Source organism: Mycetocola reblochoni REB411 (genome assembly GCF_900163835.1).
Taxonomy (GTDB): Bacteria; Actinomycetota; Actinomycetes; order Actinomycetales; family Microbacteriaceae; genus Mycetocola_B; species Mycetocola_B reblochoni.
Genome location: NZ_FUKR01000072.1, coordinates 1 through 22,870, shown reverse-complemented (window position 1 = coordinate 22,870; position 22,870 = coordinate 1). Strand labels below are relative to the sequence as shown.

The 22,870-nt window shown below is 72.2% G+C and carries 24 protein-coding genes; 4 read left to right on the top strand and 20 right to left on the bottom strand.

Annotated features, from left to right (window positions below; all coding sequences use genetic code 11):
- Nucleotides 1-26: 26 nt before the first annotated feature.
- The 13 genes from FM119_RS12405 to FM119_RS12345 all read right to left on the bottom strand — a co-directional run bounded on the left by FM119_RS12405 (nucleotide 27) and on the right by FM119_RS12345 (nucleotide 13,768).
- Nucleotides 27-1,244, bottom strand: coding sequence for an MFS transporter (locus FM119_RS12405; RefSeq protein ID WP_245827485.1), 1,218 nt, complete (start codon nucleotides 1,242-1,244; stop codon nucleotides 27-29).
- Entirely contained in the window at nucleotides 1,241-1,915 is a 675-nt protein-coding gene (locus tag FM119_RS12400; RefSeq protein WP_179205331.1) for a GntR family transcriptional regulator, read from the bottom strand. Before FM119_RS12400 ends, FM119_RS12405 begins: the two co-directional genes overlap by 4 nt.
- Before the next feature lie 25 nt (nucleotides 1,916-1,940).
- A complete protein-coding gene (locus tag FM119_RS12395) occupies nucleotides 1,941-2,711 on the bottom strand; it encodes a GntR family transcriptional regulator (RefSeq protein WP_087138469.1) in 771 nt (256 codons plus the stop codon).
- A 79-nt stretch (nucleotides 2,712-2,790) separates the two neighbouring features.
- Nucleotides 2,791-4,476 carry a tripartite tricarboxylate transporter permease gene (locus tag FM119_RS12390; protein WP_087138468.1) on the bottom strand — a complete coding sequence of 562 codons (1,686 nt, stop codon included), beginning with the start codon at nucleotides 4,474-4,476 and terminating at the stop codon, nucleotides 2,791-2,793.
- Entirely contained in the window at nucleotides 4,473-5,018 is a 546-nt protein-coding gene (locus FM119_RS12385) for a tripartite tricarboxylate transporter TctB family protein (protein WP_087138467.1), read from the bottom strand. The genes FM119_RS12390 and FM119_RS12385 overlap by 4 nt, the downstream gene beginning before the upstream one ends.
- Nucleotides 5,015-5,992 carry a tripartite tricarboxylate transporter substrate binding protein gene (locus tag FM119_RS12380; protein ID WP_245827484.1) on the bottom strand — a complete coding sequence of 326 codons (978 nt, stop codon included), beginning with the start codon at nucleotides 5,990-5,992 and terminating at the stop codon, nucleotides 5,015-5,017. Before FM119_RS12380 ends, FM119_RS12385 begins: the two co-directional genes overlap by 4 nt.
- A 251-nt stretch (nucleotides 5,993-6,243) precedes the next feature.
- On the bottom strand, nucleotides 6,244-7,278 hold the full coding sequence (locus FM119_RS12375) for a 4-hydroxythreonine-4-phosphate dehydrogenase PdxA (RefSeq protein ID WP_087138465.1): 1,035 nt from the start codon (nucleotides 7,276-7,278) through the stop codon (nucleotides 6,244-6,246).
- Nucleotides 7,279-7,394: 116 nt separating this feature from the next.
- Nucleotides 7,395-8,132 (bottom strand): AAA family ATPase, encoded by a 738-nt coding sequence (locus FM119_RS12370; protein ID WP_420845591.1) that lies wholly within the window; start codon nucleotides 8,130-8,132, stop codon nucleotides 7,395-7,397.
- Nucleotides 8,133-8,141: 9 nt separating this feature from the next.
- Nucleotides 8,142-9,056: an EamA family transporter gene (locus tag FM119_RS12365; RefSeq protein WP_087138463.1), complete on the bottom strand. Its 915-nt coding sequence runs from the start codon at nucleotides 9,054-9,056 to the stop codon at nucleotides 8,142-8,144.
- Nucleotides 9,053-10,810, bottom strand: coding sequence for an amidase domain-containing protein (locus tag FM119_RS12360; RefSeq protein ID WP_087138462.1), 1,758 nt, complete (start codon nucleotides 10,808-10,810; stop codon nucleotides 9,053-9,055). Before FM119_RS12360 ends, FM119_RS12365 begins: the two co-directional genes overlap by 4 nt.
- 92 nt (nucleotides 10,811-10,902) lie before the next feature.
- Nucleotides 10,903-11,610, bottom strand: coding sequence for an esterase/lipase family protein (locus tag FM119_RS12355; RefSeq protein WP_087138461.1), 708 nt, complete (start codon nucleotides 11,608-11,610; stop codon nucleotides 10,903-10,905).
- Nucleotide 11,611: 1 nt separating this feature from the next.
- The gene (locus FM119_RS12350) at nucleotides 11,612-12,352 is read right to left on the bottom strand and encodes an alpha/beta fold hydrolase (protein WP_087138460.1); all 741 of its coding nucleotides are present in this window, start codon (nucleotides 12,350-12,352) and stop codon (nucleotides 11,612-11,614) included.
- 120 nt (nucleotides 12,353-12,472) lie between these two features.
- Nucleotides 12,473-13,768: a PKD domain-containing protein gene (locus tag FM119_RS12345; protein WP_087138459.1), complete on the bottom strand. Its 1,296-nt coding sequence runs from the start codon at nucleotides 13,766-13,768 to the stop codon at nucleotides 12,473-12,475.
- 97 nt (nucleotides 13,769-13,865) lie between these two features.
- Here FM119_RS12345 and FM119_RS12340 point away from each other — a divergent pair, with 97 nt between their 5' ends.
- Nucleotides 13,866-14,507: a TetR/AcrR family transcriptional regulator gene (locus FM119_RS12340; RefSeq protein WP_087138458.1), complete on the top strand. Its 642-nt coding sequence runs from the start codon at nucleotides 13,866-13,868 to the stop codon at nucleotides 14,505-14,507.
- Here FM119_RS12340 and FM119_RS12335 read toward each other — a convergent pair.
- From FM119_RS12335 to FM119_RS12325, 3 genes are all read right to left on the bottom strand, one after another.
- Nucleotides 14,497-14,916 carry an NUDIX hydrolase gene (locus FM119_RS12335; RefSeq protein ID WP_087138510.1) on the bottom strand — a complete coding sequence of 140 codons (420 nt, stop codon included), beginning with the start codon at nucleotides 14,914-14,916 and terminating at the stop codon, nucleotides 14,497-14,499. The genes FM119_RS12340 and FM119_RS12335 overlap by 11 nt on opposite strands.
- Before the next feature lie 121 nt (nucleotides 14,917-15,037).
- Nucleotides 15,038-16,048: an NADP-dependent oxidoreductase gene (locus tag FM119_RS12330; RefSeq protein WP_087138457.1), complete on the bottom strand. Its 1,011-nt coding sequence runs from the start codon at nucleotides 16,046-16,048 to the stop codon at nucleotides 15,038-15,040.
- 58 nt (nucleotides 16,049-16,106) lie between these two features.
- Complete coding sequence (locus FM119_RS12325; RefSeq protein WP_087138456.1) at nucleotides 16,107-16,496, bottom strand: DUF1304 domain-containing protein; 390 nt, start codon at nucleotides 16,494-16,496, stop codon at nucleotides 16,107-16,109.
- Between the two features lie 67 nt (nucleotides 16,497-16,563).
- On the opposite strand from FM119_RS12325, the gene FM119_RS12320 reads away from it, so the two are divergent.
- Nucleotides 16,564-17,136: a TetR/AcrR family transcriptional regulator gene (locus tag FM119_RS12320; protein ID WP_218778781.1), complete on the top strand. Its 573-nt coding sequence runs from the start codon at nucleotides 16,564-16,566 to the stop codon at nucleotides 17,134-17,136.
- Nucleotides 17,137-17,176: 40 nt separating this feature from the next.
- Here FM119_RS12320 and FM119_RS12315 read toward each other — a convergent pair whose 3' ends face one another.
- From FM119_RS12315 to FM119_RS12305, 3 genes are read right to left on the bottom strand one after another with little or no spacing between them, the layout of a single operon-like run.
- Entirely contained in the window at nucleotides 17,177-18,673 is a 1,497-nt protein-coding gene (locus tag FM119_RS12315; protein ID WP_087138455.1) for a ferredoxin--NADP reductase, read from the bottom strand.
- Between the two features lie 60 nt (nucleotides 18,674-18,733).
- A complete protein-coding gene (locus FM119_RS12310) occupies nucleotides 18,734-19,609 on the bottom strand; it encodes an FAD:protein FMN transferase (RefSeq protein WP_087138454.1) in 876 nt (291 codons plus the stop codon).
- The gene (locus FM119_RS12305) at nucleotides 19,596-20,099 is read right to left on the bottom strand and encodes an FMN-binding protein (protein WP_087138453.1); all 504 of its coding nucleotides are present in this window, start codon (nucleotides 20,097-20,099) and stop codon (nucleotides 19,596-19,598) included. Before FM119_RS12305 ends, FM119_RS12310 begins: the two co-directional genes overlap by 14 nt.
- A 191-nt stretch (nucleotides 20,100-20,290) precedes the next feature.
- On the opposite strand from FM119_RS12305, the gene FM119_RS12300 reads away from it, so the two are divergent.
- A complete protein-coding gene (locus tag FM119_RS12300; protein WP_087138452.1) occupies nucleotides 20,291-21,673 on the top strand; it encodes a glycine--tRNA ligase in 1,383 nt (460 codons plus the stop codon).
- Nucleotides 21,674-21,704: 31 nt separating this feature from the next.
- Complete coding sequence (locus FM119_RS12295) at nucleotides 21,705-22,139, top strand: DUF4190 domain-containing protein (protein ID WP_087138451.1); 435 nt, start codon at nucleotides 21,705-21,707, stop codon at nucleotides 22,137-22,139.
- Nucleotides 22,140-22,223: 84 nt separating this feature from the next.
- On the opposite strand, the gene FM119_RS12290 is transcribed toward FM119_RS12295, so the two are convergent.
- Complete coding sequence (locus FM119_RS12290; protein ID WP_218778785.1) at nucleotides 22,224-22,832, bottom strand: DNA-3-methyladenine glycosylase I; 609 nt, start codon at nucleotides 22,830-22,832, stop codon at nucleotides 22,224-22,226.
- Nucleotides 22,833-22,870: the final 38 nt, after the last annotated feature.

Genomic DNA, 22,870 nt, shown 5'->3' with positions numbered 1-22,870 from the left:
CGTGGCCGGTCAGGTCCGGTTGGCGATCAGCGGCGCAGGTTGCGCATCACCAGCAGCAGGGACAGGGCGCAGACCCCGGTCACGATGGTCAGCGACACCGGGTAGGCAAGGACGGGCACGAGTGCGCTCAGCACCGTCGGCAGCAGGAACCCGGTGTAGCTGAGTGAGTAGTACACACCCGTCAGCCCGGCCAGGTCCTGGGGCGTGGCGATCCGCTGGACGATGATCAGCCCGGCGACGATGAGCACGCCGTACGCCATCCCGAGCAGCACGGCCACCGCGAGGGAGAGAGCGGGAACGGTGACGACGGCGCTGTACTCGGACAACGCCATCCCCGCCGTCATGAGGACGAGCCCGACCACGACGGCGCGGTTCCCCGTGACCCGGTTGATCCAGGGCACGAGGTTCTGCACGGCGGCGCCCACACCGAGCGTGAGCACGGTCAGCCCCGTCGCGTACACGGTCGTGCCGTCGCCGAGCTGGTCCTCGACGAGCGCGGGCATGACGGCGTAGGCCACGCCGGCGGCCGCGAACACCCAGGGGGCGGCGGGGAGCACGACGCCGAGGAACTTCCGGTGCGCGGTGGAGGGCACCCGGAGGTCGCGCCACCAGTCGCCGGTCGCCCTGCGCTCCGTCGGCAGCGACTCGGGGGCGCGGATCAGCAGGGCCAGACCGACGATGCTGAAGCCGATGTGGACGAGGTAGGGCATGACCGTCGGCACCGGACCCCACTGGGCGAGGCTGCCGCTGACGGCCGCGCCGAGCCCGAAGCCGAAGGTCAGCGTCATCGAGGGGCGCCTGGCGCCGGCGCTGGCCGGGGCGTCCGGGTCGAAGGGGGCGGAGGAGAGCTCCTTGATCCAGCTGGTGCCGACCGACATGGCCACGCCGACGCCGATCCCCGCGAGGACGCGGCCGACGCAGAGCAGCACGAAGGTGTGCAGACCCGCCGCGAGCATGGTGCTGCCGACCAGCGCGATGACGGTCCCCGCGACGAGGACGGGCTTGCGCCCGTGCTTGTCGGAGATCGCCGCGGCCAGGAGCAGTCCGGGGATGAGCCCGCCGACGTACATGCCGAGGAGCAGGTTGGCCTGCCACGGGGTGTAGCCGCCGGCCTGCTCGTACAGGTGGAGCAGCGGGGTGAAGTGGTTGCCGCCGTAGGCCAGGTTGAACATGGCAGGGACGGGCAGCAGCCAGGCCCTGCTGCGGGCGCGTGCGCTCATCGCTGCGGCGTCGCGGGCGCTCACGGGGCGACCGTCACGGCGTCGGCGTGGCCGGCGCTGATGTGAGCGCGGACGAGCTCGGCGTAGTGCTCGCGGTCCGCGTCGGCGAGGTGCCGCGCGAGGACGCGGTGCTCGCTGAGGAACACCGCGATGCGCTCGGGGTGCTCGGCGATCACCTGGTAGGTGAGCCGGGCCAGGCGCGGACCGAGCCGGTCGAGGATCTCCATGGTCACGCTGTTGCCGCTGGACTGGATGAGCAGCGAGTGGAACCCGTGGTCGGCGCCGGCGAAGTCGAGCAGGTCGGAGCGGGTGAGGGCGCTCTCCTGGCGCTCGAGGTTGGCGGCGAGGGCCTCGGCGAGGGCGTCGGCCGTGGCCGCGTCGGGCCGGACGTTCGCCTCGAACAGCGTGCGCACGGCGAGCAGATCGCGCCGCTCCTCCGGGGTGACGGCCGTCACGATGGCGCCCTTCTTGGGCGCGAGGCGGACGAGGCCCCAGGTCTCGAGCTGGACCATCGCCTCCCGCGCGGGGGTGCGGCTGGCGCCGTTGGCGTCGGCGAGCTCGGACTCGGTGATGAGCTCGCCCTCTCGGTGTCGTCGTTCGATGATGGCCTGTGCGGTGTGCGCCGCGATGCGGGCGGCGAGGGGGCTGCGCTCGGTGAGGCGCTCCCAGGGGAGGGTGCTGTTTGGTGGTGTCACTCCGTCAGTGTAGCTGATGCATGCATCAATGCGTGCATGAAGGCGGGCCGGGTGATCCGAGCGGTCCAGCGGCACGGAGCGCGCGGTCCTGGACGCGGAGCAGATGGGCGCGCACGGCAGCCGATGCCGCGTCCGGGTCGCCGGACGCGATCGCCTCGGCCATCGCTGCGTGCTCGGCGATCGCCTCGGCGACGTCGGTGACGCCGTGCGACACGGTCTGGCGCATGCGGTGCAGCTGCGCGCCGAGCGCATCGGTCATCTCGACGATGAACGGGTTCCCGCATGACTCGATGAAGACCCGGTGGAACGCGGTGTCGCAGGCGAAGTAGTGCCCGGTCAGCTCCGCGTCGCCGATCGCCGCCTCCCCGCGCTCGATGATTCCGGCCCCCGCCTCGGCGTGCCGACGCTGCGCCGCACGGAGGCGCTCCACGCCCTCGGCGCCGAGAGGCGTCGCCAGCCGGACCGCCTCCGTCTCGAGCATGAGCCGGGCGGCGGAGAGCTGGCTCATCTGCGTGGCGTCCAACGGAGGCGCGACGCGGTAGCCCTTCAGCGCCTCCCTGGTGATCAGCTTCGTCCGTTCCAGCTGGACGAGCGCCTCCCTGACCGGGGTGGGGGAGACGTTGATCCGCCTCGCCAGGTTCTCGATGCCCAGGCGCTCGCCGGGGGCGAACTCGCCGCGGAGCAGCAGCTCGAGGATCAGCTCGGAGACGTGATCCCTCAGCGCCTTCCTGTCGATCTCGACGACGGCGGGCTCCCGGCGCGGGACGGGCGGGACGGATGCGGGGGTCGTGGTCATGGTGGTCCTCGATCTCGGCGGAAAACGGGCGCGGCGCCCCCGGAGGGTCCGGGGGCGCCGCGCGAGGGACGGAGGCGGCTCAGTCTCCGTCGGGGGGAGGGGTCCCTCCTCCCCGGCCGCTCGGGCCGTCGCCGCGGCGGTCCGGACGGGAGTCCCTGGCCGCGGCGGCCGCGGCCCGCTCGTCGGCCCGGATCTCGTCGGCCAGCTCGCCGACGGCCTCGACCGAGCTGGTCTCCGTGACGAAGGCGGAACCGTTGCGCGTTCCGCCCTTGCCGCCCTTGCGGCCGCCCATCACCGACTGCGTCAGCTTCTTCTGGAAGCGACCGCCGAAGACCATCAGCACGGCCAGGCCGAGGATGACCAGCGCGATCGGGCTCTCGAAGACGATGCCGATGTTGCCGTCGCCGAGCGCCGAGGTCTGCACGAGCGACTTCTCCAGCAGCGGTCCGATGACCAGGCCGAGCACGAGCGGGGCCATCGGCAGGTTGAGCCGCTTCATCGCGTAGCCGATGACGCCGAAGATGAGCACGATCCACACCGAGAAGGAGTTGTTGGCCACCGTGTAGGCACCGACGATGCTCGTGAAGATGATGAGCGGGTACAGGTAGCTGTACGGCACGCGCAGCACCTGGGCGAACACCGGGGCCATCGGCAGGTTGAGCACGAGCAGGATCACGTTGCCGATGAAGAACGACACCAGCAGGCCCCAGACCAGCCCCGGCTGGTTCTCGAACAGCAGCGGCCCCGGCTGGATCCCGTACATCAGGAACGCGCCGAGCAGCACCGCCGTCGTCGCGCCGCCGGGGACGCCGAGCGTCAGGGTGGGGACGAAGTTCATGTTCGCCGAGGAGTTCGTCGCCGCATCGGGGGCGACGACGCCCTCGATCGCGCCGGTGCCCAGCTGGTCGCGGTTCTTGGAGAACTTCTTCTCCGCCCCGTAGGCCATGAACGAGGCCAGCGTCGACCCGGCGCCGGGGAGGATGCCCACGACGAAGCCGATGAGCGTGCCCCTCAGCGTGGACGGGACGGAGCGGCGCAGGTCCTCCTTTGTCAGGATCAGGTCGCGGAAGCGCGCCCTGATCGGCTTGACGGCCCCCTGGTGCAACTGGTTGAGCAGCTCGCCGAGGGCAAAGAGCCCGATCATGACCTCGACGAAGGGGATGCCGGAGTACAGCTCGACCTGGCCGAAGGCGAAGCGGGCGGTGCCCGAGCCGACGTCGACGCCGACCGTGGCCAGCAGCAGTCCGCCGAGGCCCATCGCGACGCCGATGAGGACGTTGCGGCTGGCGAACACGACGATCGTCGACAGGCCGAGGATCATCACCGCGAGCATCTCCGGCGGGCCGAAGGTGAGCGCGACGCTGGCGAACACGGGCGCGACGGCCATGAGGGCGACGAGCGAGATCATCGCCGCGGTGAACGAGCCGAGCGCGGAGATCGCCAGCGCGGGCCCCGCTCGGCCCTTCCTCGCCATCTGGTAGCCGTCCAGGGTCGACACCACGGATGACGCCTCCCCGGGGGTCGCGATGAGGATCGCCGTGATCGTGGCCCCGAACTGGGAGCCGTGGTAGATGCCGGCGAGCATGATGAGCGCGGTCAGCGGGTCGAAGGCGAGGGTGACGGGGATGAGGATGGCGACACCCGTCGACGAGCCGAGGCCGGGGAGGATGCCGATGATGGTGCCGAGCAGCACACCGATGAAGCACCAGAGCAGGTTCTCCGGCGTGAAGGCGTTCTGGAAGCCGAGGACGAGGTTGTCGATCACAGTCGGCTCCAGACGTCGGGGTTGAAGATGCCGAAGGGCAGCGGGGTCATCAGGACCGCCACGAAGATGACGTACGCCACGACGAAGGCGGCGATCGCCACGAGGAGCGCCTGCCACCAGGGGCGGCGCTCGACGAACACGGAGAGCACGAACACGAGCATGCTCATCACCGGAAGCAGGCCGAGCACGGGGATGAGTGCCGCGGCGACGACGGTGAGGCCCATGACGCTGAGCAGCTTGCGGTGGGTCCTGCGTCGCTTGGCAATGTCCTCGCCCGAGGTGTCGACGGCGGCGCCGTCGCCCTCGAGCACGGAGCCGGTCGTGAGCTCCTGACGGACGAGAAGCAGGCCGACGAGCACGAGCGCGCTGCCGGCGACCAGCGGCATCAGCCCGGGGCCGACCTGGCTGTTCTCCAGGAGCAGCGGGTAGGACACGGCGGCACCGACGGCGAAGGCCGCGCCGATCGCGATGAGCACGCCGTAGGCGATGAGGACGGTGCGGCGCGGGGCCCTGGCCGTCGTGGTGGGGGGCGTGGCGGTCATGAGAAGATCGCCTCCATCTCCTTCTGGTACTCGGCGAGGTAGTCGGCGAAGTCGTCGCCGTAGAGCTCCGTGGGAACGAGCATGTCCTGCTCGATGTACTGGTCGAAGCTGCCGCTGTCGATGGCGCGCTTGGCGGCGTCGATCCAGTACTGGCGCTGCACCTCGTCGATGCCGCCCGCCGCGAAGAAGCCGCGCCAGAGCGACACGGTCGCGTCGATGCCCTGCTCCCTGGCGGTCTCCACGTCGGCGAGCACCGGGTCGTCGTAGCGCTCAGCGGTCATGCTGCACAGGGCAGTGAACTCGCCTGCCTCGATCTGGGGCGCGGCGACGGAGGCGGCGACGGGGGCGTAGTCGACGTTGCCGGACAGCAGCGCCGTGACGACCTCGCCGGAGGAGGAGAACGGCACGGCGTCGAACTCGACGCCGCCCGCCTGCTCCAGCGCGGTGCGCACGATCGCGTCGGCGCCGGTGAGCCCGCTGACCCCGGCGAGCACGCGGTCGGTCCTCGCGGCGTCGATGAGGTCGTTGCAGTCCTCGAACGGCGAGTCGGCCGGGGCGACGACGACGCGGGAGTCCTCGGCGAACAGGGCGATGGGGGTGAAGTCGGTGTACTCGAATTCGACGTCGTAGAGGATCGGCAGGATGTTGATGGCACCCTCGGCGACCAGGAGCGAGTTGCCGTTGCCCTCCTCGCCGAGGAACGACGACCAGCCGACGGCCCCGGAGCCGCCGTCCTTGTTCTCGACGTTGGCGTTGAAGCCGAGGTCCTCCTCGTTGAGTGCCTGCGCGAGCGCCCTGGCGGAGCGGTCGGAGCCGCCGCCCGGCGCGAAGGCGACGGTGATCTTGACGGCGCCGCGCGGCGTCCAGTCTTCTGGGACGGTGGCCTGGGCGTCGAGCACCGAGCACGAGCTGAGGGCGAGCAGGCCCGTCAGCGATGCGGCGGTGACGCCCATCTTCTTTCTTAAGGACAACATCGTCCTTCCTTTCCTCACGGGGTCGCGCCGGAGTCCGTTCTCCGGTGCGAGCGGCAGTGCGCGTCCGCGGATGCGGGCGTGCGCGGTGTGTGGTGCGGAGTCTGCGGTGGTGCGTTGTCGTGCGTGGCGGTGTGTGGCGCCGGATCGGGGCGCGCGGGTCGCGCGCGGGTGCGCCCGGCGGCACGGCGCAGGGGTGGCGAGGTGCCGCGTGCGGGGCCGGACGGACGACGGTGTCCTGCCGGCCCCTCGGCTCAGGCCCCTGTGCCGGCTGCGGGCGCGGCGACCCGGCTGGCGGCGACGCTGGCCGCGATGTCGAAGGCGTTCTGTGTGGAGGTCAGTGCCGCGCGGCCGGTCCCGACCAGGTCGAAGGCCGTGCCGTGCGCGGGGGTGGCGATGAGCACGGGGAGGCCGCCCTGGACGGTCACGCCGCCGTCGAAGCCGAGCAGCTTCATGGCGATCTGGCCCTGGTCGTGGTACATCGTCAGGATGCCGTCGAACTCGTCGCGCCGCAGGAAGATCGTGTCGGCGGGGAACGGTCCGCGCACGTTCCAGCCTCGGGCGGCGGCGGCCTCGACGGCGGGGGCGATCTCGTCGATCTCCTGGCGGCCGAACAGCCCGTTCTCGCCGTTGTGCGGGTTGAGGGCGGCGACGCCGATGCGCGGCTGCGAGATCCCGGTGTCGCGCAGCACCTCGTGCAGCAGGCCGAGCGAGCGGGTGACCGCGTCGGTGGTGATGTGCGGGGCGACCTCGCCGTGCGGGATGTGCGAGGTGACGCGGGCGGTCCACAGCTGGCCGAGGATGTTGAGCTCGCTCGTGACGCCGTCGTGGCCGAGCTCGCGGGCGAACCAGCGCAGCTCGTCCTCCTCGTGCATGCCGGCCAGGTGGAGGCTGGTCTTGTTGAGCGGGGCGAACACGATCGCCTCGACCTCGCCGGCGCGCGCCAGGTCGAGGGCGCGCTCGAGCCGGCTGAGCGTGACACGGCCGGCGGCCTCGCTCACCTCGCGCAGTGGCACGTCGTCGCCGGGCTCGTCGAGTCCGTCGACGAGGCGCACGGTCCCTGGCGCGCCGTCGTCGCTCACGGGGACGGTGACGCCGGCCTCGGCCTGCGCGCGGTCCAGCTCGGCGCGGGTGGCGACGACGATGATGTCGGCGGCGGCCCGGTTGGAGTCGACGGCGAGGAGGCGGACGGCCAGCTCGGGGCCGACTCCGGCCGGGTCGCCGAGCGTGACGGCGACGCGGGGGCGTGCGACGGCGGTCGCGGGGTCTGCAGTGGTGCTCTGGGGCATCTCATACTCCTTCGTACGGGCTCGCTTGTCGGCAATCGTATAGGATCGATGATGGATAAAAAAGTCGTTCTTCTCGCCGGGCGCGGCAACGCCGCACCGGTCGGCCCCCCCAGGGATCAGCCGTCCAGATGCCGCAGGTAGCGGCGGGGATCGTCGAGGAACCCGCGCCAGCCGCGCACCAGGTCGAGCGAGTCGTAGTCGCTGCGCCGCGTCCCCCACTCGCCGAGCTCGAGCAGATCGGCGCCGGGAAGGGCCGCGAGCACGGGTGAGTGCGTCGCCATGATCACCTGCGAGCCGCCGGCGACGAGGTCGCGCAGCAGGCCGATCAGGGCGAGGCAGCCGGGCAAGGACAGTGCCGACTCCGGCTCGTCGAAAACCCAGAGGCCGCGGATGCGCGAGCGCTCGACGACCAGGTCGAGGAAGGACTCGCCGTGGCTGCGCTCGTGCAGGGCACTGCCGATTCGCGCCTCCTCCAGGTAGCTGTAGAAGCCGTGCATGGTCTCGGCCCTGAGGAAGAAGCCCGCGCGCGAGGCGCCGGGGCCCCGGCGGAGCAGCAGGTGGTCGGCCAGGGGCGACTCGCTCTCGCGCGAACGGTGCATCGCCCCGGTCGAGCCGCCCTCCGCGTTCAGGCCGTACGCCATGGCGATGCCCTCCACGATCGTCGACTTGCCCGCGCCGTTGTCGCCCACGAGCACCGTGGCCGCCCCGAGCGGCAGCCCGTCGTCGAGCAGGGCGCGGACCGGGGCGACGGTGGCGGGCCAGGCCCCGCGGGGCATCGGGTTCTCCGGCGACTCCTCCACAGCGAGGAGGGGAAGGCGGGAGAACATGGGCTCGTCGTCGCGGGAGGGCGGCACCCCTTCAGGCTAGCGCCGACCCCCTGACGTCGGCTCTCGACTCGTCGACCCGCCCCCGTCGGCCCCGCCCCTGCCCGACCGCCGCGGGCGCGCGGTCGCCATGACGCCGACGCTCGCGACGACGACGAGGGCGATCGCCGCCAGCTGCACGGCGTCGAGCCGCTGGCCGAGGACGACGAGCCCGGCCACCGCGGCCATCGCCGGGCCCAGGCTGGAGAGGACCCCGAACACTCGCGGGCTCATCCGGCGCAGCGCGGCGAACTCGAGGGCGTACGGCACCGCGGAGGTCGCGAGGGCGATCGCCGCGAACACCAGCAGCAGCCACGGTCGCGCCACCACCGCCGGCAGGGCCTGCGGCCAGCCGAGGGGCGCGCTCAGAACCGCCGCGACGACCATCGCCACGGCGATGCCGTCGAAGCCGGCCGCCCGCGGCCCGAGGCGGGACGCCGCGACGATGTACAGCGCCCAGAACGCCGCCGCACCGCAGGCGAACAGCAGCCCGAGCGACGAGGCTCCGCCCCCGGCGGTGGCACCGAGCAGCACGACGCCGCACAGCGCGACGAGCACCCAGAGGCCGTCGACCGTGCGCCGGATTCCCGCGGCGGCGACCGCGAGAGGGCCGAGCAGCTCGACCGTGACCGCGACGCCGATCGGGATGCGATCGATGGCCAGGTAGATGGAGGTGTTCATCCCCGCCAGGCCGGCCCCCAGCGCGATCGCGCCCAGCCAGGTCCCGCGATCCCACGACGCGATGCGCGGCCGGACCAGCACGACGAGGATCGTCGCGCCGAGCGTGAGCCGGAGCGCCGCCGCGCCCAGCGGGCCCGCGAGATCGAAGAACGACCCCGATGCCGCGTTGCCGAACTGGACGCTCACGACCGCGAGGACGACGAGCAGCGAGGAGGGGGCCGTCCGAGCGCTCACTCGGGCGGGAGCGACCAGAACCACACCGCCGTCCGGGGCCAGGAGGGCGAGACGTAGTCGAGGTCGCGGTAGCGGTTGTCGACGTTGTGGCCGACGAAGTAGACCTTCCGCTTGCCGTTGACGGTCGTGACCTTGGAGACGGTCATGGTGTGGTCGGGGACGCCGTTGCCGTTCCAGTCGAACATGCCGATGTCGCCGACCTTGAGCTTGTTCCGCTGCGAGGAGCTGAGCCTGACGGCCCCGGTCTTTTTGGCGTTCTTCGCCAGCCACGCGTCCATGGCCGGGACGTAGCCCCACGACGAGCTGCGCGTCGCCGACCGGTTGCGGCTGTACCACTCGGGCGTCATCTCCCAGCCGCGGGCGATGAGGCCCTGGCTGACGAAGTTGGCGCAGTCGCCCCCGATGCTGTTCAGGTTGCCCCAGGTGCCGGTGTTGTAGTTGTTCCAGTGCTTGGTCAGGTAAGCCATCTGCGACTGCACGCCGGAGGGGACGGCCACCCCGGCGGAGGCCCTGCTCGCGGTGGTGTAGCCGGGCTTCGTCGCGGTCACCCGGACGGTGATCGTCGCGGCGCGGTCGGCCCTGGTCAGGGTGTAGGACGCCGAGGTCGCTCCGCGGATGGCGGAGCCGCCGCGCAGCCACTGGTACCCGAGGCTCGGGGAGGACGGCCAGGACCCCGCCTTCGCGGTCAGCTTCGACCTGACGGCGGCGCTGCCAGACACGGTCGGAGTTGGTGGGGAGGCGAAGGTCAGCGCGGCGACCGGCGAGCCGGCGGCGCTCGTGCTCGATGTCGTCTCGTGGCCGCTCCGGCTCGCGGTCACGCGGACGCTGAGCCGGGCGGAGACGTCGGCGGCCGACGCGGTGTAGCTCGCCGTCGTCGCCTTCGGGATGGCGGCCCCGTTCCGCAGCCACTGGTACCCGAGCGTCGGCGACGGGGTCCACGTGCCCGCCTTCGCCGTCAGCGTCGAGCCGACCCGGGCCGTCCCGCTGACCGTCGGCACGGGCGCGGCCGTGAACCGTGTGGGCGTGATCGCCGGGGTCGCGGCGCTCCGGGTCGTCGTGGTGCGGAAGTGCTGACGCGTCGCCGTCGTCTCGACGGTGATGCGGCGGCCGATGTCGGCCGCCGTCAGGCGATAGCTCGTTCCCGTCGCCTTGGGGATGGCGGTTCCGTCGCGCAGCCACCGGTAGGCCACGCCGCCAGGGGCGGGGGACCAGCCCCCCGGCCTGGCCGTGAGGACCGAGCCCGAGCGCGTCGTCCCGCTGATCGTCGGCGCCCCCGCCGTGCCGAAGTGCTGGGCGCCGGCCGCGACCGTCGCGGCGCTCGTCCGCGTCGTCGTCGTCCGACCCGATGCCGAGCCGGTGACGCTCGCCGTGATCCTCGCGCCGATGTCCGCGGCGGTGAGCGTGTAGCTCCTGCCCGTCGCGCCGCTGATCGTCTTCCCGTTCCGCTGCCAGCGGTAGGAGAGCGTCGCCGCGGGGGACCAGGTGCCGGCCGTGAGCGTGATCGTCGCGCCCGCACGGACGTGGCCCTTGAGCGTCGGGACGGGGGCCGTGCGGAACGGCTGCGTCTTCGCGGTGGCGACGCGGACGCCAGCCGCCGCGGCCTGGACCACCGTCGCGGACTGCACGGAGGAGCCGGAGCCGATGCCGACGGCGGCCGCCGCCGGAGACGGGGCGGGCGGCCCGGCGGTGAGCGGGACCGCGACGAGCGCGGCGACGACGACGGACAGGGTGGTGCGCAAACGGGGGACGGGCATGGGTCCGGTCTTTCGCGACGGCCGTGAAGCGGGGGAGGAGGGGACGGTCAGCTCACTCTAAGCGTCGACGCCCGCGCAGCGGTAGCTCCGCGTCAGGCCCCGGCGCCGGGGACCCGCACGGGCGTGAGCGAGCGGACCGCGTCCAGCACGGCCTGCGCCGCCTCCGCGTCCAGGAGGATCGACATGTGGCCGGTCGAGGTGACCGGCACGTTGGTCGCGTCGCTCAGCGTGCTGCCGTCGGGGATGTCGGGGTCGAAGACGCCGTACACCGAGACGATGCTCTCGTTCAGCCTGGCGTCCATGCCGAGCTCGACGATGGTCGGGTCGAGCGGGCTGAACACGCGCAGGTGCGGGTCGATCGCCTGCCGGGCCAGCCGCGAACCGCCGAAGGGCGTGGCCACGGCGACGACACCGTGCAGCCGTAGCTCCGGATCGCGGCGGCGCAGCAGCTGCTTGCCGATGAGCCCGCCCTTGGAGTGCCCGACGAGGAGGATCCCCGCGTCGGCGACCGTCCGTCGGCGCAGGGCGGCGGCGAGCAGTTCCGCCGTCTCGACGATGCCGCGCAGGTTGTAGCCGAGGCCGTGCACCACCCGGACGCGGTAGCCCGCCGCGTTGAGCAGCTCGGCGTAGTCGCGGAGGAACCACCACTGCTCGTACACGCCGGGCACGAGCACGACCTCCGGCAGGCGTTCGTCGCCGCGCGACCAGTGCGGCGGCACGACGGGCAGCCGCAGAGCGCGCAGGTGCAGCCGCGCCGTCGCCACGAGGTCGACGACCGTCCACCACGCCGTGCGGATCACCTCACACGGCCGCTCTGATGAGCGCGCGGATCTGGGCGGCGACCTCGCGGTGCCCGGTGATCATCGTTTCGTGGCCGCGCCCGGGGACCTCCGCGGCGACTGCGCCGGGGATCGCCGCCGCCACCCGCTCCACCCAGTCGCGCGGTGCGACCGGGTCGTGCTGCCCGCGGATCACCAGGGTGGGCGTGCGCACGAACGGGTAGCGCTCCTCGACGCGGTGCGCCATCATCGTGCGCAGCTTCTTCAGGTACCAGCGCGGTCCGGCCTTGACGTAGTACACCAGGCCGTACCAGAGCACCATCGGGTGCGGGCTCCACAGGTCCTGCAGCATGCGCAGCGTCTGCATCCCGATGCTGCGCTCGGCGTCGTTGACGGTCGGGGCGATCAGCACGAGGGCGTCGAGCAGATCCGGTCGGGCGACGGCGGCCTCGGTGGCGACCTCCGTCCCCATCGAGTGGCCGATGAGGACGACGTCGCGGAGCCCGGTGACGTCGATGAACTCGGCGAGCAGCTCGCCGCTGCCGGCCATGTCGAGCGGCTCGTCCGGCTCGGGGGCGTCGCCGAAGCCGGGCAGGTCGATGCTGTGCACGGGCCCGAGCGTGCCGAGCTCGTCCGCCAGCGGCGACCAGTAGCCGTGGCCCATGCCGATGCCGTGCACGAGGACGAAGGCGGGGCCGTCGTCCCTCCCCGATCGGTGGGAGGCGAGGACGCGGCCGTGAGAGTGGAATTCGCGGGTGCTCACCCGGTCAGCGTATCGACGGAAGCGGGGCGCTCGCAGGGAGCCGGGTCGAGCCGGGCAGGGGCCGCGACCGCGAGGAGGGGACGGTCTTGACCGTCCGCCCCTCCCCGCCGTCGCCCGGTGTCAGCGGCGCGCCCGCCGTCCGACGAGGATCGCGCCCGCCGCGAGCAGCGCGACCGCGAAGGCGCCGCCGATGACGCCCGTGGTTCCGGTGCTGGCGAGATTTTCGGGAGCGGGCGTCGGGGGTGCGTCGGCCTCGGACGCTTCCGTCGGGGCGACGGTCGGCGTCGTGGCGGCCGGCGCGGCGGTCTCCGACGCTGTGCGAGTCGGCTCGGGTGTCGGCCCGGCCGTCTGGGCGGGTTCCGGCGCGGGCCCGGCGGTCTCGGTGGGCTCGGACGTCGGTTCCGGCGCCTGCGTCGGCTCGGGGGTGGGGGTCACCGGTGCGGTCACGCGGACCGTGGTGGTCGCCGTCGCGGTCTTTCCCTCGCGCGTCGTGATCGTCACGCGGACCGCGTAGTCGCCCGGCGTCGCGTAGTTCGCCGTCGCGGTCTCCGTCGTCACGCCGCTGACCTCGGGGTCGCCGTCGAGGAACTCCCACGCCCAGCTCGCTCCCTCGAGTGGGAGGCACTCGTCACCGCTGACGGTGGGGAGCTCCCCGGCCGTGCCCGCCTCGAAGGCGTAGGACGGCTGCGTGAAGGTGACGTAGGGGCGCGAGACCACGTCGTCGACGAGGGAGGCCAGCAGCTCCTCGATCGTCGAGCCCGCGGCGCCAAGGGTCGTGACGGAGCCGCCCGTCGCGGAGGCGAGCGCGGAGTACTGGCCGCTCGTGTCCGCTGAGCGGTCAGTCAGAAGCGCGTGCACGGCGGTCCCGCTCCCGGCCAGCGCTGCGGCGACGCCCGACGAGGTCAGCGAGGGGTCCGCCCGATCCGGGTCGTGGAAGGGTGCGTCCGTGATGACGATCACCGCTCGGGCGGCATCGTCGTCCCAGCTCAGCTCGGTCAGAGCGGTGTTGAGGGCAAACAGGGTCGCCTCGGGGATATCGCCGCCTTCGCCTGCCCACATCTCCCCGACGGCCGCCGCGTAGGTGGCGGCGTCGGCGGTGAAGTCGGTGCGGATCCGTGAGGTCCAGGAGTCGCCCGCGTCGCGGTAGTCGACGAGCGCGACGCGCCCGCCCGAGGAGGACACCGTTGTCGCGAGATCGACGGCGGTGGTGCCGGCGGCGGAGATCGCGCTGCTCATCGAGCCGGTGGTGTCGAGCACGACGGCAAGGTCGAGCGCTCCGGCCGCGGTGCAGTCCTCGTCGACGGCCGTGTCGCGCGGCTGTGCGGCCGCGAGGGGGGTCGCCGCGCCGGCGAGGAGGCAGGCGGCGAGGATTCCTGTGAGTGCTGTGGTTCGGGTTGTTCTGCGGGTGGTGGGCATGGGTGGGGGTCCTTGCGATGCGGGAGACGGGGGTGTCAGCGATCCAAAATGGACACCATCCAACATTGGACGGTGTCCATATCGGTATCATAGGGTCATGGGCACGGAACGCGCACCCCGACGTGAGCGCAAGCGTCACGAGCTCAGTCAGCGCATCCAGCTGGCGGCGGTCGCGATCGCCAGGGAGCGCGGCTACCGCAATGTGACCGTGGCCGAGATCTGTGATGTCGTCGACATCGCGCGGAGCACCTTCTTCCTCCACATGCCCTCGCGGGACGCGGCCATCTTCGGAATCCCCGTCGAGATGATCCCTGCGGATCAGGCAGAGGCGATACTCGCCTCTGGGGTCGGAGACGGGGATCATGCGGCCGCCCTGCTCGCAATCGTCGTGGCCTCGCTCGGGGATCTCGCGCCGCACGGCGAGGTCGTCGGCGCCCGGATGGAGCTGCTTCGCGAGCAACCCGAGACCCGTCCGCAGATCAGCCTGCCGTTGCTGGCGATCATGGCGCAGCTCGAGGCCCTCCTCACCGGATGGCTCGAGGCCGACCCGCGACGGCGTCGGCTGGACCACGGGTCTGCCGCCCGGGAGGCCGCACTGACGACGAACCTCGTGGCCGGCGCGATGCAGGCGATCCTCACGGACGACGCCAGCGGAGAAGCCCTCGGGCCCGACGGCTACGCGCAGGTCATGGCCGACGTGGCCGCCCTCGTCGGCCGCCCCGGGCCGCTCAATCGATGAGGTCGAGCGCGTGCAGCCTCGCGAGGACCGCGGCTCCGGCCGGAGGGCAGCGAACCGCATCGGCCGTCGAGCACCAGTGCACGGCGCTGACCTCGGCCGAGGGCACCGGATCCCCGGGGGTGCCGGCGAGCGGGGCCGCGCTGTAGAGCGTCATCGCGACCTGGCGTCCGTCCGGCTCGCCGTGGGCCTGGGTGCGGACGGTGAACAGCTCGGCGACGCTCGCGGGGTCGAGAATGAGCCCGACCTCCTCCCTGCTCTCCCTGAGCAGGGCGTCCGCACCACTCTCACCGGGGTCCACCTTGCCGCCGGGCATGAACAGCACGTCGCGGCCGCGGGCGGTGACCAGCAGGACGCGGCGCCCTCTGACCAGGGCCAGGGCGGACACGACGATGTCGGGAAGGGTGGTCACCGCCTCATCGTGCCACGGCATCGCCGTCGCGGCCGTCGCGGCCGGCGCGGTTCCGTCCCTCCGCCTGGCGGTGTCGCCCGCCCCGTCGCGCGGCACCCGGGGCGGGGCGCATCGACAGGGTTCAGAGCGCGACGATCATCTTGCCCGTGTTGGCCCCCCTCAGCATCGCCAGGAACGCGTCGAAGGTGTTCTCGAGGCCCGTCACCACGGTCTCGTCGACGGCGATCAGGCCCGAGCCGAACCACTCGGTCATCCGAGCGGTGAACTCGGGGTAGTGCTCCAGGTGCGCGCCGACGGTGAAGCCGGTCAGCGTGAGCGCCCTCGTGATGATGGCGGACATGTTGTCGGGGCCCGGCGTGCGCTCCGTGCTGTTGTAGCCGACGATCGCCCCGCAGAGCGCCGCGCGGCCGCCGTCGTTGAACACGTCGAGCGCGGCCTCCAGGTGGTCGCCGCCGACGTTGTCGAAGTACACGTCGATGCCGGTCTCGCCCACGGCGGCGTTCAGCTGCTCCCGGATGGGCGCGTCCCGGTAGTTGAGCGCGATGTCGTAGCCGTACTTGTCGCGCAGCAGGGCGGTCTTCTCGTCGCTTCCGGCGGAGCCGATCACCTGGGAGGCGCCGAGAAGTCGGGCGATCTGGCCCGCCGCCGTCCCCACGGCTCCGGCCGCCCCGGAGATGAAGACACGGTCGCCCTCGGCCAGGCGGGCGATGCGGGTGAGGCCCAGGTAGGCGGTGAAGCCCGTCATGCCGAGGACGCTGAGGTACAGGCTGGGCGACGTGCCCTCGATCGCGGGGAGCACGCGGAACGCCGCGGCGTCGGCCTGCGCGACGTCCCGCCAGCCGAGCTGGTGCAGGACGAGGTCCCCGACCGCGTGGTCGGCGGAGCGGGACTCCACGACGCGCCCGACCGCGCCGCCGGTCATGGTCTCGCCGAGGGCGAAGGGGGCGACGTACGACCGCACGTCGTTCATGCGGCCGCGCATGTAGGGGTCGACGGAGAGGAACTCGTTGCGCACGCGGACCTCGCCGTCCGCGAGCTCGTCGAGCGGGACGCTGACGGTCCGGACGTCGTCGTGGGTCGGCCAGCCGACGGGCCGACGGACGAGCTGGATCTGGGTGCTGGTTGTGGTCATGGTCGGGTTCCTCCGGGAGTCTCTGGCTGGGCGGGTGGGTGGTGGTTCGGCGCGCGGGTCAGCTGATCGCGAGCGTGGCGCTCAGGACGATCACGGTGAGCAGCGGGAGCAGCCCCTGCGTCACGGCCGCCCTGCGCTTGTCGGGCGAGGTCGCGGCGAGGACGACGGCTGCGAGCAGCATCGAACCGGTGCCGGCGTAGACGAGCGCCGTCCCGACGGACGCCGCTCCGGTGAGGAGCGCGATCGCCCCGGCTGCGGCGATGACGCCGAGGAACAGGTTGTAGTAGCCCTGGTTGAGCGCCATCTCCCTGGTCGCCTCGGCCTGCTCGGGCGTGGTGCCGAAGCGTGCGCGGACGCCGGGGCTCGTCCACAGCACGGACTCCATGACGAAGATGGCGACGTGCAGGGCCGCGGCGAGCAGGGCGAGGACGGCGGTGAGGGTGACCATGGTGCAGCCTTTCTGAACTGGTTGGTTCAGTATAGGCTGGGGGAAACGCAACCGTCCAGGAGGAACCGTGGCCCGCACCGCTGCATTCGACCGCACCGTCGTCGCCCGTGCCGCCCGCGAGCTGTTCTGGGACCGCGGGTTCGACGCCGTCTCCCTGCCCGAGCTCGAACGCGCCTGCGGCCTGAACCGGTCGAGCATCTACAACAGCTTCGGCAGCAAGCGGGGGCTCTACGACGCCGCGGTGCGCGACTACAGGGAGAACGTGGTCGGCCCGCTGCTGGCGAGGTTGAGCGGGAGCTCCGCCGATCCGTCGGCGCTCGCCGAGTACCTCAACGCGATCGCGCGGGCTGTCGGCGGGGCGCCCGGTGCCGACAGGGGGTGCCTGCTGCTCAACAGCGCGGCGGGCCTCGCCGCCCACGACGAGGTGCAGCGCCACGTCGTCGACGACTACCGGCGCGAGCTCCACGACGCCGTGTACGCCGCGCTCGGCTCCGCACTGCCCGCGCTGTCCGACGGCGACCGCTCGGTGCGGGCCCGGCTGCTCGTGGCCGCCGTCCTCGCGGCCATGCTGCTCGCGCGCATCAACTCGGAGGAGGCGGAGCGCACCGTCGCCGACGCGCGCGCCCTGCTGCTGCGCTGAGGTCGCCCCGGGCCCGGCTCGGCGCGCCCGCTACGCCGGGTCAGTACCCGGCGAAGGCGTCCGTGGTCACGTGACTCGCGCCCGCCCGCCGGACGACGTGGCGGAGCTGGCCGACGGCCGAGGGGCTGCCGGAGATGAAGCAGTGCCGGTGCGCGACGTCCGGCACGAGCGCCGGAAGGGTGTCGGCCGTCAGGCGTGACGCCCCGGCGTAGCTCCACCCCTCCGGCAGCGCGTCGGGCACGGTCGGTGCCACGACGATCACCCGGATCCCCGCAGCCATGAGCCGGTCCTGGAACGGGATGGGCCCGCCATCCCTCAGCAGGTACACGAGCACCCTGTCCCTGTCGACGCCCGCGGACTGCTCCGCGGCCAGGTGCGACAGGAACGGCGTCACGCCGATCCCCGCCGCGATGTACAGGACCGCCTGGCGCGGATCGGCCGGGGGGACGAAGTCGCCCCCGATCCGCGTCGCGCTCAGCTGGTCTCCCGGCTGCAGGGCCCTCAGCTCCCGTTTGAAGGTGCTCGCCGGCTCGTCGACGCGCACGCCGAGCCCCACCTCGACGGCGCCGGGCGCGGTCGTCATGCTGAACACGCGCCGGGTGCCGCCGCTGTCGCTGCGGCGGTGCGGCAGGCTGAGCTCCAGGTACTGCCCCGGCTCGAACCGCGTGGGCTGCTCCGGCAGCAGCGACACCGACCACACCGCCGGCGCCTCCTCCGCCACCTCCGCCACGGTGAACCGCAGCGCCCGCCGCGGTCCGAAGGCGAAGGAGATCAGGTTGCCGACCAGCAGTGCGAACGCCGGGGACAGTGTCAGCGGGCCGAGCGAGGTGGGCAGATGCAGCACGCTGGCCAGCAGCAGCGGAGCGCTGAACAGCACGCCGGTGACCACGGCCACGATGACCCGCTGGGCCGTCCGGGGCGCCAGGGTGATCGGCTCCGTCAGCATGAAGCCGGCCAGGAACAGGATGGGCGTCGAGACGAGGGCGCCGAGGAGGGCGTCGGGCAGGGCTGCCCCGCCGGAGACGCTGCCGAGCACGGTGCCGGCCAGGGCGACGACGATGAAGACCAGCCCCGGGAGCATCATCCTCGTCCGGCGCAGGATCAGCAGGCTGAACACGAGCACCGCGGGGAACAGGGGCTCCGACGCCACCCACCAGATCTCGCTCGAGACCCCCGCGAGGCCCAGTGCGACGGCGGCCACGACGACGGGGTTGGCCAGTTGGCGGCCCCGCCAGACGAGCAGGTACTTGGATGCCACGCCGAGGGCGCTGAGCCCGGCGACGACGCTGAGGTCGAGCGGCGACAGCGACGGCCAGGCGAGGAAGAACGCGATCAGGCCGGTGATGACCGCCGACTCGTGGTGCGGGCTCCGGCGCGCCAGGGCGGCGGCGCCCGCGTTGACGGCGACGGCGACCCCGACTCCGACGGTCGCCGACACGGCGAGTGCGAGCGGCGAGTAGCTGAGCGAGCCGACGGCCGCGGACACGACGGCGATCACGCCGATCACGGCCAGGGACACCGAGACGAGACGGTGCATCGGCACGGCGTCGATGAGCGCGAGCGGGCCGAGTCGGCGGGGGGGCGGCAGCGGGGGCTGTCATGCGAGGACCTTTCCGGGGAAGCCGGCGGACGTCTCCGCCTGCCCGTTGACGAACAGTCGGACGTACTCGAACTCTGCCAGCTCTCGGAGCGGCGCGGCAGGGCTGAGGAACAGGGCGGTCGCCATCGCGTCGGCGATCATCGCGCTCTCGGCGACGACCCAGCTCGCCTGGACCTCGGTGACGGGGGTACCCGTCCGCCCGTCGAGCACATGGTGCAGCCCTTCCGACCAGCGGCGCCGGTCCGTCGCACTCGCGCACAGGGCGCCGTAGGCGAGCTCGGCGACACCGACGGCGAGTCCGGCGTCGCCGGGCTTGGCCAGGGCGATGCGGAGCGGTTGCTCCCGATGGCCGACCACGCGCAGGTCGCCGCTGCCGTCCACGCAGAAGCGGCGGTGCCCCGCCGAGAGGAGGACGTCGGTCACCTGGTCGACGAGCTCCCCCTTGCCGGCGGCGCCGATGTCCAGGATCTCACCGCGGGCGAGCCGCAGCGCCCGGCCCTGCCAGTGCAGGGCGTCGTCCCAGCGGGCCGCGGCGACGGGCGGACCGTCCGGGTGCAGCCGGTAGCCGGCGTCGTAGCCGAGCCTGCTCAGCGGGACGCCGACCAGCGGTGTCATCGCACCCTGGGTGACCCGTTCGAGGTCGCGGTAGAGCGCGGCCAGCCGGGAGGACTCGGCCGGCATCGTGGCCTCGCCGCCGTCCCGGCCGAGTCCGCTGACGACGGAGTCGGCCCTGAACCGCGACCAGGCGGCGTCGAACCGCTCGCAGACGTCGAGGACATCGGTGCGGACGTCGTCGGAGAACGCGGTGTCGCTCTCCAACGTCCAGTGCGTACCGATGGCCTCGAACGTCCAGCGGTGCTCAGGCCGCGGCATCGGCCTTGATCGTCTCGAGCGCCTCGTTGAAACCGCCGCTGGTGAGTGAGGACCCGGCGACCTTGTCGACCTGGAGCTCGTCGACGGGCACCCCGACGACGACGTCGCTGATCCCGCCGATGAACTCGGACTGGTACCGCGTGGAGTTGGCGTTGTCGGTGTCGCCGACGACCTCGACGGCCGTGACCGTGTCGTCGGCGATGGTGAGCGTCACCTCGACGCTCTCCTGCCCTCCCGGCGACTGGTAGCTTCCCGTCGCCGTGTAGCTGCCGTCGGTGTAGGCGCCGTCGGCGGAGCCCGTGTCCGTGCTCTCCGTGCTCGCCGACGACTCGCTCGAGGGCGAGGTGGTCGCCGCTGCGCTTCCGCCGGCCGCGGCCCCGCTGCTCTGGCTGTCCGTGTCGGCGGCTGTCGTGCTGCACCCGGCGAGCGCCCCCATCAGGGCGAGTCCGGCGAGTGCTCCGGCGGTGCGGATGGCGGGTCGGTTCTGCATGGGGGCTCCTCGGTATCGGGGGATTCGCTTGATGCTTCAACCGTAGGGAGCTTTTCTGTGCCGTTCCTATCGATGCTGTGAGGAGAAGGTGTGGGACGGAGAGCGGGGGGACTGGCCCGCCCACGGCTACTCGCTAGACTTGCCGGGAGCCTGGCAGCCGGCCTGCTCGTCGTTGTATTCCTTGGAGAACCGTGGCCCCGCAGTCCCGTCTTGATTCCGTCATCGCCCTCGCCCGCCATCGCGGCTTCGTGTTCCAGGCGGGCGAGATCTACGGCGGCTCCCGCTCCGCGTGGGACTACGGTCCCCTCGGCGTCGAGCTGAAGGAGAACATCAAGAAACAGTGGTGGCGCTACATGGTCACCCGCCGCGACGACGTCGTCGGCATCGACTCCTCCGTGATCCTCCCCAAGCGCGTGTGGGAGGCCTCCGGGCACGTCGGCGTCTTCACCGACCCTCTCGTCGAGTGCCTCAGCTGTCACAAGCGCTTCCGCGAGGACCACCTGATCGAGGCCTACGAGGAGAAGAAGGGCCGCGAGCCGGAGAACGGCATGCTCGACATCAACTGCCCCAACTGCGGCACGAAGGGCGAGTGGACGCCCCCGCGCGACTTCAACATGATGCTGAAGACGTACCTCGGCCCGGTCGAGGACGAGTCCGGGATGCACTACCTGCGGCCGGAGACGGCGCAGGGCATCTTCGTGAACTTCGCCAACGTGCTCCAGGCGGCTCGGATCAAGCCGCCGTTCGGCATCGGCCAGATCGGCAAGAGCTTCCGCAACGAGATCACGCCGGGCAACTTCATCTTCCGCACGCGCGAGTTCGAGCAGATGGAGCTGGAGTTCTTCGTCGAGCCGGGCACCGACGAGGACTGGCACCAGAAGTGGATCGACTACCGCTGGAACTGGTACACCGACCTCGGCATCGACCCCGAGAACCTGCGCCTGTTCGAGCACCCGGCCGAGAAGCTCTCGCACTACTCCAAGCGAACCGTCGACATCGAGTACAGGTTCGGGTTCTCCGGCGAGTGGGGCGAGCTCGAGGGCATCGCCAACCGCACCGACTTCGACCTGTCGACGCACTCGGAGCACTCCGGCAAGGACCTGTCGTTCTTCGACCAGACCAAGAACGAGCGTTGGACGCCGTACGTCATCGAGCCGGCGGCGGGTCTGACCCGGTCGCTGATGGCCTTCCTCGTGGACGCCTACCACGAGGAGGAGGTCCCCAACGCCAAGGGAGGCGTCGACAAGCGGACCGTGCTCCGGCTCGACCCGCGCCTCGCCCCGGTCAAGGCCGCGGTCCTGCCGCTCAGCCGCAACGAGGCGCTGTCGCCGCTGGCCCGCAGGGTCGCCGACGAGCTGCGCCAGAGCTGGAACGTCGACTTCGACGACGCCGGTGCGATCGGCCGCCGCTACCGTCGGCAGGACGAGGTCGGCACGCCCTACTGCATCACCGTCGACTTCGACTCGCTCGACGACGACGCCGTGACCGTCCGGGACCGCGACACCATGCAGCAGGAGCGCGTCCCGCTCGACGGCCTCTACGCCTACCTCGCCACGCGACTGCGCGGCGCCTGACCCCACCGATCGACACCGAGAGGAGTGCCAGATGAGCACACCGGAGAACACCCCCAGCACGCCGAACGAGCCCACCCCCGCCTACGGTCAGACCGCTCCGTCCGCCCCCGCCCCCTACGGTGAGCCCGTGTACACGGCGCCTCCGGTCGGTGGCTCCACGCCGGACGGCTTCGTCCCCGAGAGCCGGCAGGGCAAGACCAGCCTGCTCGCGATCTTCTCGCTGATCGCCCCCTTCGTCGGCGCGAGCCTGCTCGGCATCATCATGGGCGCCGTCGCGCTCGGGCAGATCCGCAAGACGGGGGAGACGGGCCGCGGCCTGGCGATCGCCGGGATCGTCGTCGGCGGTGTCTTCATCCTGGTCGGCCTGATCTTCGCCCTCGTGTTCTTCGCCGCGATCGGCACCGCGATGGACCAGGTCATGAACGACCCGAACTTCATGTACGAGTACGGCAGCTACGAGTCCTGATCCGCTGACCGGTTCGCATCGTCGGCGCCCCTCCGTTCGCGGAGGGGCGCCGACGTCTCGTCCCGGCTGCCGTCGGGTGTCCGGTCAGTCCGTGCCGCGGCGGTGGCTGCCGACGAGGCGGGTGTCGACGACGCCCGTCGCCTCCATGAGCGCGAACATCGTCGTGGGGCCGACGAAGCGGAACCCCCGCGCGCGGAGCGCGGCGGCGAGGGCGACCGACTCGGGGGTCGAGGTCGGCACCTCGTCCACGGTGCGCGGACGCAGCGGGACCTCGGGGCGGTGCGACCAGATGAGCGCGGGAAGGCCACCCTCGGGGCGCAGGGCGGCCGTCGCGCGGGCGTTCCCGATCGTCGCGACGATCTTCGCCCTGTTGCGGACGATGCCGGCGTCCTGCAGCAGCCGCTCGACGTCGGCGTCGCCGAAGGCTGCGACGGCGTCCACGTCGAACCCGTGGAACGCGGCGCGGAACGCCTCGCGCTTGCGCAGGATCGTCGCCCAGGACAGTCCGGACTGGAACGCCTCCAGGCTCAGCCGCTCGAACAGGCCCTGCTCGGTGCGGACGGGGGAGCCCCACTCTGTGTCGTAGTACTCGCGCATCAGCGGGTCGGTTCCGGCCCACGGTGTCCGGAGCAGCCCGTCGTCTCCGCGGACCGGTCCACCGCTCTCGGCCGGGACGGCCGTGGCGGGGTCGATGCCGGAGGGTTTGCCGGCCGCGGGGGAGGGTTCGGGGT

Excerpts from the sequence above, each read along its gene's own strand:
- FM119_RS12395 (WP_087138469.1), bottom strand. The coding sequence starts at position 2,711 with ATGACCACGACCCCCGCATCCGTCCCGCCCGTCCCGCGCCGGGAGCCC.
- FM119_RS12385 (WP_087138467.1), bottom strand. The coding sequence starts at position 5,018 with ATGACCGCCACGCCCCCCACCACGACGGCCAGGGCCCCGCGCCGCACC.
- FM119_RS12380 (WP_245827484.1), bottom strand. The coding sequence starts at position 5,992 with ATGTTGTCCTTAAGAAAGAAGATGGGCGTCACCGCCGCATCGCTGACG.
- FM119_RS12375 (WP_087138465.1), bottom strand. The coding sequence starts at position 7,278 with ATGCCCCAGAGCACCACTGCAGACCCCGCGACCGCCGTCGCACGCCCC.
- FM119_RS12360 (WP_087138462.1), bottom strand. The coding sequence starts at position 10,810 with ATGCCCGTCCCCCGTTTGCGCACCACCCTGTCCGTCGTCGTCGCCGCG.
- FM119_RS12345 (WP_087138459.1), bottom strand. The coding sequence starts at position 13,768 with ATGCCCACCACCCGCAGAACAACCCGAACCACAGCACTCACAGGAATC.
- FM119_RS12340 (WP_087138458.1), top strand. The coding sequence starts at position 13,866 with ATGGGCACGGAACGCGCACCCCGACGTGAGCGCAAGCGTCACGAGCTC.
- FM119_RS12330 (WP_087138457.1), bottom strand. The coding sequence starts at position 16,048 with ATGACCACAACCAGCACCCAGATCCAGCTCGTCCGTCGGCCCGTCGGC.
- FM119_RS12325 (WP_087138456.1), bottom strand. The coding sequence starts at position 16,496 with ATGGTCACCCTCACCGCCGTCCTCGCCCTGCTCGCCGCGGCCCTGCAC.
- FM119_RS12315 (WP_087138455.1), bottom strand. The coding sequence starts at position 18,673 with ATGCACCGTCTCGTCTCGGTGTCCCTGGCCGTGATCGGCGTGATCGCC.
- FM119_RS12310 (WP_087138454.1), bottom strand. The coding sequence starts at position 19,609 with ATGCCGCGGCCTGAGCACCGCTGGACGTTCGAGGCCATCGGTACGCAC.
- FM119_RS12305 (WP_087138453.1), bottom strand. The coding sequence starts at position 20,099 with ATGCAGAACCGACCCGCCATCCGCACCGCCGGAGCACTCGCCGGACTC.
- FM119_RS12295 (WP_087138451.1), top strand. The coding sequence starts at position 21,705 with ATGAGCACACCGGAGAACACCCCCAGCACGCCGAACGAGCCCACCCCC.